Source organism: Mycobacterium sp. 4858, assembly GCF_900240975.1.
In the GTDB taxonomy this organism is placed as follows: Bacteria; Actinomycetota; Actinomycetes; order Mycobacteriales; family Mycobacteriaceae; genus Mycobacterium.
Genome location: NZ_LT968776.1, coordinates 3,119,576 through 3,132,270 on the forward strand (window position 1 = coordinate 3,119,576; position 12,695 = coordinate 3,132,270).

Sequence of the window (12,695 nt, forward strand, 5' to 3'; positions counted from 1 at the left end):
ACCGGCCCTGAGTGGTAGGGCCGTTATACGAATCGGAGAATTACGTTATCACCAGCAGGCCGGCGCGATCGAGACCCGTCCGCCTCACAGCGGCACCCAGACCCCGCCCACATAAATCCCCCACTGGTGGAAGCCGACACTCCACATCGGGGGCTCCGATGTCCACCACGGCTGTGGGGGAGGCGGCGGCACATCCTGCCCGGCGAATGACGGCGCGTATGGCGGTGGGGGCGTGTACCACGCCGGCGACGCCGGCGGTGGCTTGCACTCGCGGGTCGCCGGGTTCCACGACATGTTGGAGCCGCATTCCGCCGAGCTGACTCCCGGCGTCGCGACCGCGGCCGCCATTGACGCGAACGCCACCGCGATAAGGGCGGCCAGACGACGACCAAACCACCTCATGCCAGGCCTTCCAAACGGACCATCCCGACTTTGAATTACTTCAGCTTATGCTTCCGAGCCGGCCATAACCAGGCGCCCGGTCAACGGGTGAAACCCCATTCGGCTTCGTTCGCCTCGGTCTTGAGGTGCGCCGCCGGATCCTCGTCGGTGATCAGAGGTGGCGTCACGTCATCGGGTCGGCGCTCGTCGAGTTCCATAATCGCGTGCACCGGGCAATCCATCAGCGCACGCAGCACCGCGTCGCGGTCGGACTCGGGGACGGTGCCGTCGCCGATCAAGCAGGCGTATCCCCAGTCGTCGAGCGAAAAGTATTTAGGTGCGTGCTTGGCGCAGATGCCGAAGCCGTCACAGAGGGTGCGATCGAGATGAATCTTCATGCCCTCGCTCATGCGTACACCACCGCCTCCACCTCGTAAGGGCGATCGACGCGAAACACGTTGGCACTGCACGATTCACAGGCGTTGTCGAGATGTCGCGCCACGGCCTGCGGGAACTGGTCGAGCATGGTTCCCGCGACGTTGGTGGCGGCGTCCAGCGTGGCGCAGGCCCCGCGGCCGCGCAGCGTCACCGACCAGCGGCGCAGCCGGTCCAGATCCTCCGACGTGGCGGCACCATCGCGGAGCGCCCCGGCGACGGCGGCCATCGCGGCGGTGCCGTTGAAGCACGAACCGCATTGGCCGGCGTTTTCGCGATCGAAGTAGGCCAGCACCGAGGCGGCGACCGCCACCGGGCAGTCGTCGGCGATCAGCGCGATGGCGCCGCAGCCCAGCCCGCTGCCGAGCCCACGGAATGTCTCGTGATCCAACGTCGCTTCCAGCACGCTGCGGTTGAGCAGGCCGGCGAAATAGCCGCCCAGCAGCGCGCCTTGCACACGCTCGGGCGAAACATCGTGCAGCGCAAGCAGCTCGCGGAACGGAAGGCCGTGCGGGACCTCGTAGAGGCCCGGTGGCCGGCCGCCGCCGGTCAACGTCACCAGGAAGGTGCCGGGCGAGGATGACGTGCCCAGCGAGCGGAACTCCGCCGAACCGTGCCGCTGCAGGTAGGGCAGGTTGGCCAGCGTCTCCACATTGCTCACCAGGGTGGGCCGCCCGCCGACGCCCTTCTGGAAGGGCCGAGGCGGCTTGTCCGTTGGCTTGACCGGTCCGCCGTTGATCGCGCGGGTGACCGCGGTCTCTTCGCCGGCGATGTATCCCGGGGCGACGTTGATCAGCTCGATCGCGACGTCTCCGAACGCGTGCTCGGCGAGCGCGGCTTCCACACTGCTGGCCGATTCCGCGTCGGACAAATAGACGTAGGCACGGTCGGCGGCCACCATCGCCGCGGCCAGCCGCAACCCGTCGAGGATCAGGTGCGGGCGGTGCCGCAGCAGCCATCGATCCTTGATCGAGGCTGGTTCCCCCTCCTCGCCGTTGGCGACAACCACCGAACCACCGGCGGAGCGCCCATTGTCGCGCACGGCGCGCAGCTTGACTGCCATCGGAAAGGCGGCGCCGCCCCGGCCTTGCAGTCCGCTGCCCTCGACCTCACCGAGCAGTTCGTCGGCGTCGGCGAGCGGACGGTAGCCGCCGAGATCGAGATAAGTCGGGTAGGTTTCCCTCCCCTGGCCGGGTTGGTCGCCCAGCAGCCGTGCCGTGCAGGCAGGCCAGGCGGTAACGGTGACATCCATCGGCTAGCTCTCCATCGTCGCGATTAGTCTGGCGCACATGCGAACCGCGGTAGTGCGCGTCAACGTCGATCCTTCCGGTGCCCTCACGGCTGCACAGCTAAGCCAGGGCATGGGCGCGCTCCGTGGGCTTGTCGGCAAGCTCGGCCACGACATAGTTGAGAACAACCTTGGGGCCATGCCGCCCAGCCGACGCGTGATCGAGATGCTCATCGCCGGCGACGATGTGGAGGTGGTCAAGGATGTGGGAGTGAGCCTGTGTGCCAAAGCGTTTGGAACTCGACCGCTGGGCGGCGCCGTCACCTTCATCAGCAGGGGAACCGATGAGGACGCGCGCGGCGTGCTGTCCGCCTTCGGACTGGCCGGCGAGATCGTCAGGGTGCCCGGCGATGACGGCTTCGACATCGTCTACGTAACCCTGCTCGAAGCCGACCTGGATCGCGTTCCGGAAAGCCGGATTCACACCGCCCTCGAGGCATCGCTCAACTGCGAGGTTCACATTCGCACGGTGTAGGGACATCACGAGCCCAGGAATTCGAGGATCGCGGGGGCGGCCTGCACCCAGGTGTCGAACATGTTGAAGTGCTGCACCCGCCCCGCCGCGCGGTCTTCTGACGCACGCTCCCACGCGTCCTCCGGCCAGGGCGGGTCGATGAGCTTGGACCCCTTGATCAAGCAGCTCACCTCGAGCGACGTCCGTTTGGGGTGATCCATGTCGTTCTCGCCGCCGCGAATGATCAACGTCGGAACCTTGATGCGGTCGAACATTTCGTCCTCGACGCCCGGAATGGTCTGGCCGGGCTTGGAAACGAATGCGTTGAGCCAGCGCAACATGACCTTGAGGAATTCGTCTTTGTCGAAGTCCAGGAATCGCTGCTTGTTGTTCGGGTTCTCCGCGATGCGTTCACGCCATTCGTGCACCTTCACCACGCCGTCCATTCCGGTGCCGCGCACCGCGAGAATGCTCGGGATGATGTAGAAGGAGCCGAGCACGAAGGTGCCGTAGATGCCGCCGACGATGTTCCATACCACGAGCTTGGTGACCATCTCGGGGTAGAGCATCGTCGTCAGCATGGAATCCCTCGCCCCGCCGGAACCCCCGGCGAGGATGCAGCGCTCGAATCCCAGTCCGGTTACCAGCTTGTGCAGTGTCTCGGCGCGCATGTGTGACTCGCTTTGGCCGTAGAACTGCACATCCGAGGCCCCGCAGTTCGGCCGGTCCCACAGCAGCACTCGATAGCCGCCGGCGACCAGAGCCTCGGCGAGCGGACGCAGGCCTTCAATCTCCTTGCTGAACCGGCCGCCCGGCGTCAATGCAATGAGATCGCCTGCCCCACCGAGGATTTCGTAGACAACGTTTCCACCATTCACCTCGATAGTTGACACCGATGCTCCCGTAGTCAGGCCATCACCAGAACGTCGTTGCCGACGACCCGCACCGGGTAGGTGCGGATGCTCCACTCCGGCTTGACCGCGGTTGTGCCGGTCGCAAGCTCGAAACCCCATTGATGCCAGGGGCAGTAGATGTATTCCAGATCCCGCACCATCACCGCGTCGCCGGCGGCGGTCTCGTCGACGATCGTGCGTCCACGGGGCCGCCCCGAGCACAGCGGACCGCCCTGGTGCGGGCAGTAATTGGCGATCGCGTAGAAGGTGCCATTGACGTTGTAGACACCAACGCCGTGTCGGCCGATGGGCACCATTTTATGGCTGCCCGGCGGGATTTCGTCTACCGTCGCGACGGCGTGCTCGCGGCCCTGGGCGAGGCGGGGCTGGGGCCGCTCTGTGGTTGCCCCTTCGTCTTCAGGCGCCAATTCAGTACACCCGGACCTGACCCTCGAGGGCCGGCACCGTCTCCGGAAGGTGATAAGTCGCGATGCCGTTCTTGAACATCACCGCGTCCCGCGCCGCCTTGGGCAGGTGCTTGACCAACCAGCGGGGGTCATCGAACGTCCAGTGCGGGTAGTCCGACGAGTAGAGGAGGATTTTGTCGCACTCCATCCACTCCAGGGCGCGGGTCAACTCGGTTTTGTCCTCCGGGTAGTCCAGCGGCTGGGTGGTGAACTTGATGTGTTGCTTGACGTATTCACTCGGCTTGCGCTTGATGTCCATCCACGACTTGCGGGCTTCGTAGATCGCGTCCATCCGCCACATGAGCGGGAGGATCCAGCTGAAGGCGTGTTCGACGAACACGATGCGCAGGGTCGGGAACCGGTCGAATACGCCATCGAAGATCAGGCTCATCACCTGGTTCGCGGCAAGCAGCGAATACGTCACCATGAAGTCGTGGTTGTAGCTGGGGAGCCCCACCGGCGGTATGGGAAGGGTTTCGTATGCACCGCGCGCAAGATGGCAGCTGACCGTGATGTCGTGTTTGGTGGCCGCCGCCCAGATCGGGTCGTACTTCGGGTCGCCCCATGACGGGCGGGGCTCCGCCTTGATGAGGATCTGCGCCATGTAGGGATGGCCTGCCCACTTCTCGATTTGGCTTGCGGCGCCGTCCGGATCCTCGATGGTCACGGCGATCGAACCGCGCCAACGCTCATGCCAGTTGTTGTGGCTGTCCAGCCAGTGGTTTGCCTGCCAGTCATTGAGGGCGCAGGTAAATGCGTGGGTGGCCTCCGGAATGCGGGTGGCCGCGCCGAGGGGCTCGAGCACCGCGATATCCGCACCAGCTTCCATGATCAGCTGCCGGAACGCCATATCCGGGTCGCTGCAAGCGAATTCGCCATCCGCGGGGAAGGTGTCGACTCGCATCGCGTAGGCATGGGCATAGTCTGGCGCGTCGTAGTAAATCTGTTCGCCGACTCGACGGCTGAGGAAGTACTTGCTGCGCCACGGCTCCGGGATGTATTCGACCAGCTCACCCCTCTTGGGATACGGGTGCACATCCGAGTCAACACACCGGACGGCAATGCGCTCGGCGGCGGGAACGCGCTCTTGGGCATGTGTCAGGGTCATGTCGATCTCCTCACGGTCTCCCTTGTCAATATTCTGCGACTAGCCTGCCGCCAGGTCGACCGAAACGTCGATCCCGTACAGGTCGGCCGCATTGCGCCAACACACCTTGTCGTACTGTTCGGCGGACAGCGAACGCGGCAGCTTACGGATGTCACCGCACTGCCAGTGTGGATAGCTGGAGCCGAACATCACCATGTTCTCCTTGCCGGTGAAGTTGAACCACTCACCGGCGAACTCCTCGTCCGGCGGACCGTCGAGGCTGCCCTGCACGAAATACACGTGGCCGGGGAGGTAGTCGCTGGGGATCCGTGGCGCCCACGGCGTCTGTTCCAGGTGCGGCCGGCCGAACGTGTCCATCCGCCAAATGAACGGCGTGAGGAAGTCCGCGGCGCCGTCAGCCCAAACGAACTTCAAGCCCGGGAAACGCTCGAACACGCCCTCGGCGATCATGTTCATCAAGTGGTACAGGTAGTTCAGCGCCATGAAGCCGACGTATTGCTCGTAGGTGCGGGTATGTCCGGACGGAGTCGGCGGAAACGCGATGCCCTCGCCCGTCTCGATATGCGCCGCCACCGGAAGGTTCGCATCGACGGCGGCTTCCCACAGCGGCCAGAACTGCGGTTTCCCGTAGAGTTCGCGGGCCTGCAGCGGAATCCCGATCTGCACCACACGCGGATGCGAACGCCATTTCTCGATTTCGCGCAGCGCGCCGGCGATGTCGTCGGGGTTGACGCGGATCGTGCCGCGGAACCGGTCGCCGAACCGTTCGGAGTCCAGCCAGCGCGAGACCATCATCTCGTTGTGGGCGGCGTGCAGAGCGCTGCCCAGGTGTCGGTCGGGCATGATGCCGCGTCCCATCGGATGCAGGATCGCCAGGTCCACGCCGCGTTTCGAAAAAAGTTCGTCGGCAACGAATTCCGGATCCGAACCGGGGTACTGACGGTCCGGTCCCTTCGTGTTCGGAGCGTATTCGCCCCCTGGTGCGCCGTACCAGTCCATCTCGTAATCGGGGAAGCCGCGGCTCTTGAACGGCTCGCGCAAGACGGAGCGCAGGTCCTCGTTGGACGGAAAGAAGATGTGCACGCTCGCGTCGATCAGCGGTGTGCGTGTCCCGTCAGCCTGTTCGATCATCTAAGCCATCCTTCGGCTCCGGCAGCCAAAGCGGACAGGGCCGGACCATATGATAGATAAGCTAACATTTTTCTCGATCGTCAATCAATGGGTTTTCGGTAAGCATTTCGTTTAGTAGTCGCCCCTGGTGGCGGGCGGTTTCCCGTCGGCTCTGCAAGTATCGTTCTTTAATCCGGATAATACCATTCTCGGTCTCACGGATAAGGGCCATCCGCCTCTATGCACACGGAGCGGACCGGCTAGGCCGGGCGGCCGTGCGGTCGGCGACGTCGTTCGGCGACGACGCGCGACGGGCCCCCAACACATGTTGCCCAGCCCGACGAAGGCGAGCGGCACGACGATTCCCTAGTCCCGTTCTAGTTCGGCGAACGCCTCACCGGCGATGCGGAAGCTGTCGACCGCGGCCGGCACCCCCGCGTAGATGGCAACCTGCAGGAAGATCTCGCGAATCTCCTCGCGGGTGACGCCGTTGGTCAGCGCCGCCTTGACGTGCGTGCGCAATTCGTTCGGCCGATTCAGCACCGAGATCATCGCCAGGTTGAGCATGCTGCGTGTTTTCCGGGACAACTCGTCGCGGCCCCACACCGCGCCCCAACAGTATTCGGTGACGAGGTCCTGCAGTGGCTTGGTGAAATCGTCCGCGTCGGCCAGGGCCCGGTTGACGTACTCCTCGCCTAGCACCTCGGACCGGACGTGCAGCCCGCGCTGGTAGGTTTCGCGATCCAATGTCTTCTCCTTCGTCCGGGCGCCGGTGTCGCAATGCCCCGAGCGCAGTCTCGCATCGCAACCGGTCAACGCGGTCGACGTCGATAGCCGCCGGGCCGCCGTTGTGAGCCCATAACCCGATTCCGAGATTATTACTTCCGGATGCGAGAATGGTATTCTCGCGCTGGCGGTGATGACAGGGAGGCGGCCTTCATGCTGTTGGAGTTCGATGCCGATCAACGGCTGTGGCAGAAAACTGTTCGCGACGCCGTCGGCAAGCAGTGCCCACCCGCACTGGTGCGCGGTGTGGCCGAGGACGGCGTCGACCCCAGTCCCTTGTGGAAGTCGTATGTGGACCAGGGCTGGACCGAGCTGCACGATCCCGCCAGCGCCGTCGAATTGGCCATCGTGCTCGAAGAGTTGGGGCACGCGACCGACCCCACTCCCTTCCTGGCGACGATGAGCCAGTTCGCCCCATTGGTGGGTGACCAGTTCGATCCGCACGAGTCGGGCACCGCCGTCTACGGCGGGGTGGTGGCACACCGGGACGCCGACGGTTGGGTGTTGGACGGTACGGCACGGCATGTCCTCGACGGCGACCGCGTCGACCGCCTGGCCGTGGTGACCGATGCCGGGGTTTTCCTCACCGCGTCCAACCGGGTGTCCGCGCGTCGGGTCGCGGTCTTCGACCCCGTCTTGCACGTCGCCGACCTGTCGTTCTGCGAAGTCCGGGTGGCCGACCACGCTCGGCTCGCCGTCGACTCCGAGCGCGCCCACCACATGGCGCTGACGGGCATGGCGATCACCATGGTCGGCGCGTGTCAGCGCATCCTCGACCTGGCGCTCGAGCACGTCCGCAGCCGTCAACAATTCGGTGTGCCGATCGGGTCGTTCCAGGCCGTCCAGCACAAGGCCGCGGACATGCACGTCGCCGTCGAACGGGCTCGGGCCCTGGCCTACTTCGCGGCGCTGACGATCGCCGCCGACGATCCCCGCCGCCGGCTCGCCGCGGCCATGGCCAAGGCGTCGGCAGGTGAGTGCCAGTCGCTGGTATTCCGGCATGGTTTACAGCTCCATGGCGCAATGGGATTCACGTGGGAGAACGATCTGCAGTTCGCGCTGAAGCGCGCCAAGGCCGGTGAGTTGATGCTCGGCGGCGCCGCCGAGCACCGTGCGCGCATCGCGGAGGAGTACCGTGCAGCTGACTTTTGATTCCGACGTCGAGGCGTTTCGGGCGGAGTTCGCGGCCTTCCTCGACGAAAACCTGCCTCCCGCAAGCGAAACGCGCGAGCGGCCTCGTTCGGTGTCGCATATGCCGCAGTGGGCACGCGACTGGCAGCGGCTGTTGTTCGACAACGGCTGGCTGCTGCCGAGCCAGCCGCCGGCTTTCGGGGGCCGCAACGCGACGGTCATTCAGCAGTTCGTCTATCTGGAGGAGCTCAGCCGCCGCCGGATCTACCACAGTTTCAACCCGCAGGGCGTGAACATCGTTGCGGCGTCGCTGTTGTCGTTCGGTAGCGAGGAACAGAAGCGGCGCTGGGCGGTACCGATACTGCGGGCCGAGATCACCGCATCGCTGGGGATGAGTGAACCCAGCGCGGGCTCCGACCTGGCGTCGTTGCGCACCCGCGCCGTCTTGGACGGCGATCACTTCGTGGTCAACGGGCAGAAGGTGTGGACTTCGGGCGCCCACGACGCCGACGTCCTGCTGACGTTTGTGCGCACCAACCCGGATGCGCCCAAGCACAAGGGGATCAGCGCGCTGATCATCCCCACCGACACCCCGGGAGTCGTGCGCCGGCCGTTCCCGTCGATCTGCGGCGCCGATGACCTGGATTTCAACGAGGTGTTCTTCACCGACGCCCGGGTACCGGCGGAGAATCTGGTCGGCGAGCTCGACCAGGGCTGGCGGGTCGCCAACGGGTCGCTGGGGCACGAACGCACGATGATGTGGCTGGGTTTCGCCGATCGACTCGACAACATGATCGACGACTTCCATCCCGGCACCGAGGTCGAGCGCGACCAGTACGCCAGCACCATCATGGACAAACAGGCGCTGCGCCTGCTGGGCTCGGTTGCCCTGGCCCGCGCCGCGCGTGGCGAAGACGACGTGGCGGCGATCTCGGTGCTCAAGCTGCTCGGGTCCGAGGCCGAGCTGCGCGCGATGGAGCTCGCACTGACGTCGGCGGGAGCCGACGGGCTCGTTCACCCGGGCCTGACCGGGCCCTACGCGCACATGAACCTCGACCATTATTTCGCGAGCTGGTTCGAGCGTTATGCCCGCAGCTTTTCCGGGACGATCGCCGGGGGCACCTCGGAGATCCAGCGCAACATCATCGCCCAGCGGGTGCTCGGGCTGCCGCGGGGTTAGCTCCCTGGCCAAGGGAACCGGGTCGCTAGACCGGGTCGAATTTGGTGATCAGCCAGGCGCCGTTGACGCGGCTCAAACTCACCAGCACGCTGCTGGACGCCATCGCCGGGTCCGGGTTGTCCTTGCTGGTGGTGCTCTGGTCGACCAGTACCAGCACGATCGCCGAATTCGGATGTAGCTCCGAGACCGCGGCCCCGATCACCCGGGCGCTGGTTTTCAGCGACTTCTGTTTGGCCGCCGGAGCGACGATCTGCTCGGTGAACTGGTTGTAGTACGACAGGAAATCCCCGGACAGGTGCGACTTTGCGGCGGCGAAGTCTTTGTCGAGCGTGTCGGGCGAGTACGACAGCAAGGCGACCGTTCCGTCGGACGCGGCAGTGACGACGGCGTTCGCGACGCCGGCGTCGGTTTGCTTATCGGGCCGGTACTGGGTGAAGTACAGCCACGTCGCCACGCCACCGGAGATTAGCAGGAGCGAAAGCAGAAGAATTGGAACGACTTTCACCCTGGGGCGCACCCGGGGTTTGCGACGTCCGCTGTCTTCGGTCTGGTCGGGAGAGTCGTCGGCGACGTCGATGTCGCGGTTGTCCTCGCTCACGGAACGAACTCCAGTTTGGACATCTTGTATTGCCCGCCGTCGTCTGTGACGGTCACCTTGAGCCGCCAATTGCGCGGCTCGTCTTTGGCGCCCGCGGCGTTGCTGATTCGCGATGACGCCGCGACGAGCACCAATGCGGAATTCCCCTCGATGGATTGCACGGCCGCCGCATTCACGCTTCCCTGGGTCACCACTTTGGACTGCTCGACAACCGTCGTGAAATCTTTCGCGCGCTGCTGGAAGTCGTCCCTGAACTGGCCGGTCGAGCTGTCGATCACCCGCTGGACGTCCTCCTTGGCCCGGTTGAAGTCCATCGAAAACATGTTGACCACACCCTGCTTGGCCCCCGCGATGAAGTTCGCGGTGCGCTGCTCGCGCTCGGTCGTCTCATGCCGTTCCCACATCATGTATCCGCTGGCCGCGACGAAGGCGCAGATGAGAACGATGACGGCCGCTTTCCACGTCACGGACCACGCCGGCAGACGGACGCGTCGCCGCGAGCGGGCCGGCTCGGAATCCGACTCCGCTTCTTTCGTGGTTTCGTCGGTGACGTCTTCATCGGTCCCCGCTTCGCCGGCGGCTTCGGCAGCGTCGGCGACATCGCCTTCGGCCTCTGCTTCGGCGGTGTCGGTCGCGTCCTCGTCGGCGTCCGGGGCCGCCTCGACGGTCTTGGCCTCGGCCTCTTTCTCCGCCTGGGCCTGCGCTTCCCGCCGCAGCCGGGCGGCGCGGGCGCGAGCACGCGCCGCGGCCGCCAGTGCTTCGGCCTCGGCCGCTTCGGCCTCGGCTTCCTCGAGCAACGCCTTCACGTCGGCTTTCGAGGTGGCCGAATCTTGCGGTTCCTTCGCCTCAGCCATTGCGCTTACTGCCCGTCACTTTCCTGATCGACTGACTCCGGTCGCGGCTACCATCGCACGAGCGAAAACGGATAGGTGGCGGTGCCCCCCGGTCCGCCACCGCAGCCGGTGTCGAACGTCGAGTCGACCTGACCCGCCATCGTCGCCGCATCCCACGAGTAAACGTCATGCGAGGGAAAGAACTGGACCACGCAGCGCACACCGTCGGGCACGTCAACGGCCATGGTGTAGCGACCGTTGGACAGATGTGCGTCTGACTTCCAGGGCGCCGCTTGTCCGTTGGGTTGCGGAATCGCTTGGATCGTCAGGCATTCCGGTCCTTGATCGTATCTGCACGGCCGGATCGCCCAGATCCAGATGTGGCCGGGATCCCGGTTGGTGTCCACCCTGTAGTTGCCGACCTGGATGTCCGCGTGTGCGGCCGGTGCGACGGTCAGTGCGGCGGTGGCAAGCGCAAGGCTTGCTGCGAAAGTCTTCACCGATGCGTCTCCCGTCTCTGCGCACGCGCCTGGCCTGAATATAGAGTGCGGCCACGCTGAACAGGCGTACTCGGAGAAATTGGCGCGGTCAACGACGGCCCTCCTCCCGCGTAGCGACGCCGGATGTCAGTCGATGACGGCGGCTTCCTTACGTTCGGTGATCGGCCTGGCGAGTTCCTGCTCGTCGACAATGCGCTGCAGCTTGTCCAGTGTCTCGTCCAGGCCGGCCCCTACCCTGCGGCCGGGGGTGAAGGTGGCCGGGAGCTTGCGCATGCCCTGGATGACGCCGATCGTCTCGTAGTGGATGGTGCCCTCGGGGTCGCAGCGATAGTCCGGCATCCGGTCGAGCACCGCGGTGAGCATGGACTTGAACACGGTGCGAGCCACGTTCGACCCGGCACACCGATGCACGCCGAGTCCGAAGCTGAAGTGCCGGTTGCCTTTACGGTCGAGGACGATCTCGTCGGGGTCGTGGAACACCGCGGCGTCGCGGTTGGCCATCGCCCACGAGATCCATAGCCGCTCGCCCTCCTTGAACCGGGTGCCGTCGAGTTCCACGTCGTCGGAGAACGTCCGGCCGTCGCCGGGGGCCGGAGTGAAGTAGCGCAAGAACTCCTCGGTCGCGGGGTCGAGCAGCGTTCTGCGTTCCCTGCTGAGCAGGTCGCGTTGCTCGGGGTGCTCGGAAAGCCACTCCAACGAATGCGCGGTCAGGGCGGTCGTGGTGTCGAACCCGCCGCCGATGACCAGGCCGAGGTTGCCCAGGATTTCCAAGTCCGGCGCCGGCTCCCCGTCGATGCGCATCTGCAGCAGGGCATTCACGATTCCCGGCCGCGGGTTCTCACGGATTTCGAGCATGTTGTTCACCATGTCGAGACCCATCTGCTTGTGCATTTCGGTGACGCGCTCGATATCGGGGGAGTGTTCGGGCGTGTACACCGCGGCATGGACCGGCTCGCTGTACATGTTCCACTTCTTGAGCGGGATGCCCATCATCGCCAACGTCAGGACGGCCGGAACGACGTTGGCCAGGTCGTCGACGAAGTCGATGCTGCCACCCTCGATCTTTTCGTCGAGGCAGGCGCGCGTCACGTCGTCGATGAACGGCTCCCAGCGCTTGACCGCGGCCGGCGACAGGTAGGGGTTGAGCACGGTGCGGTAGATGCGGTGCTCGGGGTCGTCCATCTCCAGGATGCCGCCGCGCACGGCGCTGACGCGGCTGGCGGTCGGGATCGAAATGCCTTTGTAGCCACGGCGTTCGCCGTGGATGTCGTGGTCGTTGGACACGGCGGGGCAGCGGGCCAGTTCGAACACCTCGTGGCTGCCGGCCGCCACCCAATGGCCGCCATAGGTATCACTCCACGCCATCGGGCACTTGGCGTGCATCTCCTTGGTGATCGCCGAGAACTGCGACCGGTACTCCGCGGAATGCCGATCGAAGTGGTATTGGTTCTTCTTGCGGTCGCTGTCGCTGACGACGTCGTCGACACTCAAAGCTCTGTCTCCCTGCGTATTTCGTCGGTCAATCCGGGCG

15 protein-coding genes are annotated in these 12,695 nt (G+C 65.2%); 3 read left to right on the forward strand and 12 right to left on the reverse strand.

Going from position 1 to position 12,695, the window contains the following annotated elements; genetic code table 11:
- Positions 1 to 84: 84 nt before the first annotated feature.
- The 3 genes from C1737_RS23365 to C1737_RS23375 form a co-directional block, all read right to left on the reverse strand.
- Positions 85 to 402: a hypothetical protein gene (locus C1737_RS23365; protein WP_082973016.1), complete on the reverse strand. Its 318-nt coding sequence runs from the start codon at positions 400 to 402 to the stop codon at positions 85 to 87.
- Between the two features lie 80 nt (positions 403 to 482).
- A complete protein-coding gene (locus tag C1737_RS23370) occupies positions 483 to 779 on the reverse strand; it encodes a ferredoxin (RefSeq protein ID WP_082973018.1) in 297 nt (98 codons plus the stop codon).
- Positions 780 to 787: 8 nt separating this feature from the next.
- Positions 788 to 2,068, reverse strand: coding sequence for an NADH-ubiquinone oxidoreductase-F iron-sulfur binding region domain-containing protein (locus C1737_RS23375; protein ID WP_102419583.1), 1,281 nt, complete (start codon positions 2,066 to 2,068; stop codon positions 788 to 790).
- Between the two features lie 37 nt (positions 2,069 to 2,105).
- Between C1737_RS23375 and C1737_RS23380 the strand changes: the two genes are divergently transcribed.
- Positions 2,106 to 2,579 carry a hypothetical protein gene (locus C1737_RS23380; RefSeq protein WP_102419584.1) on the forward strand — a complete coding sequence of 158 codons (474 nt, stop codon included), beginning with the start codon at positions 2,106 to 2,108 and terminating at the stop codon, positions 2,577 to 2,579.
- Positions 2,580 to 2,584: 5 nt separating this feature from the next.
- On the opposite strand, the gene C1737_RS23385 is transcribed toward C1737_RS23380, so the two are convergent.
- The 5 genes from C1737_RS23385 to C1737_RS23405 all read right to left on the reverse strand — a co-directional run bounded on the left by C1737_RS23385 (position 2,585) and on the right by C1737_RS23405 (position 6,883).
- The gene (locus C1737_RS23385) at positions 2,585 to 3,451 is read right to left on the reverse strand and encodes an alpha/beta fold hydrolase (RefSeq protein ID WP_102419585.1); all 867 of its coding nucleotides are present in this window, start codon (positions 3,449 to 3,451) and stop codon (positions 2,585 to 2,587) included.
- Between the two features lie 14 nt (positions 3,452 to 3,465).
- On the reverse strand, positions 3,466 to 3,879 hold the full coding sequence (locus C1737_RS23390) for a Rieske 2Fe-2S domain-containing protein (protein WP_068097650.1): 414 nt from the start codon (positions 3,877 to 3,879) through the stop codon (positions 3,466 to 3,468).
- Position 3,880: 1 nt separating this feature from the next.
- Positions 3,881 to 5,026, reverse strand: coding sequence for an amidohydrolase family protein (locus C1737_RS23395; RefSeq protein ID WP_068097653.1), 1,146 nt, complete (start codon positions 5,024 to 5,026; stop codon positions 3,881 to 3,883).
- A 39-nt stretch (positions 5,027 to 5,065) separates the two neighbouring features.
- The gene (locus C1737_RS23400; protein WP_068097655.1) at positions 5,066 to 6,157 is read right to left on the reverse strand and encodes an amidohydrolase family protein; all 1,092 of its coding nucleotides are present in this window, start codon (positions 6,155 to 6,157) and stop codon (positions 5,066 to 5,068) included.
- A gap of 345 nt (positions 6,158 to 6,502) precedes the next feature.
- Complete coding sequence (locus C1737_RS23405; RefSeq protein ID WP_067922249.1) at positions 6,503 to 6,883, reverse strand: carboxymuconolactone decarboxylase family protein; 381 nt, start codon at positions 6,881 to 6,883, stop codon at positions 6,503 to 6,505.
- Positions 6,884 to 7,075: 192 nt separating this feature from the next.
- On the opposite strand from C1737_RS23405, the gene C1737_RS23410 reads away from it, so the two are divergent.
- On the forward strand, positions 7,076 to 8,074 hold the full coding sequence (locus tag C1737_RS23410; RefSeq protein WP_102419586.1) for an acyl-CoA dehydrogenase family protein: 999 nt from the start codon (positions 7,076 to 7,078) through the stop codon (positions 8,072 to 8,074).
- Entirely contained in the window at positions 8,058 to 9,233 is a 1,176-nt protein-coding gene (locus C1737_RS23415; RefSeq protein ID WP_102419587.1) for an acyl-CoA dehydrogenase family protein, read from the forward strand. The genes C1737_RS23410 and C1737_RS23415 overlap by 17 nt, the downstream gene beginning before the upstream one ends.
- Positions 9,234 to 9,258: 25 nt before the next feature.
- Here C1737_RS23415 and C1737_RS23420 read toward each other — a convergent pair whose 3' ends face one another.
- The 4 genes from C1737_RS23420 to C1737_RS23435 all read right to left on the reverse strand — a co-directional run bounded on the left by C1737_RS23420 (position 9,259) and on the right by C1737_RS23435 (position 12,655).
- A complete protein-coding gene (locus tag C1737_RS23420; RefSeq protein ID WP_102419588.1) occupies positions 9,259 to 9,831 on the reverse strand; it encodes a hypothetical protein in 573 nt (190 codons plus the stop codon).
- Positions 9,828 to 10,685 (reverse strand): hypothetical protein, encoded by an 858-nt coding sequence (locus C1737_RS23425; RefSeq protein ID WP_102419589.1) that lies wholly within the window; start codon positions 10,683 to 10,685, stop codon positions 9,828 to 9,830. Before C1737_RS23425 ends, C1737_RS23420 begins: the two co-directional genes overlap by 4 nt.
- A 47-nt stretch (positions 10,686 to 10,732) precedes the next feature.
- Positions 10,733 to 11,164 carry a hypothetical protein gene (locus C1737_RS23430; protein ID WP_102419590.1) on the reverse strand — a complete coding sequence of 144 codons (432 nt, stop codon included), beginning with the start codon at positions 11,162 to 11,164 and terminating at the stop codon, positions 10,733 to 10,735.
- A 126-nt stretch (positions 11,165 to 11,290) separates the two neighbouring features.
- Positions 11,291 to 12,655, reverse strand: coding sequence for a cytochrome P450 (locus C1737_RS23435; RefSeq protein WP_102419591.1), 1,365 nt, complete (start codon positions 12,653 to 12,655; stop codon positions 11,291 to 11,293).
- Positions 12,656 to 12,695 lie beyond the last annotated feature (40 nt).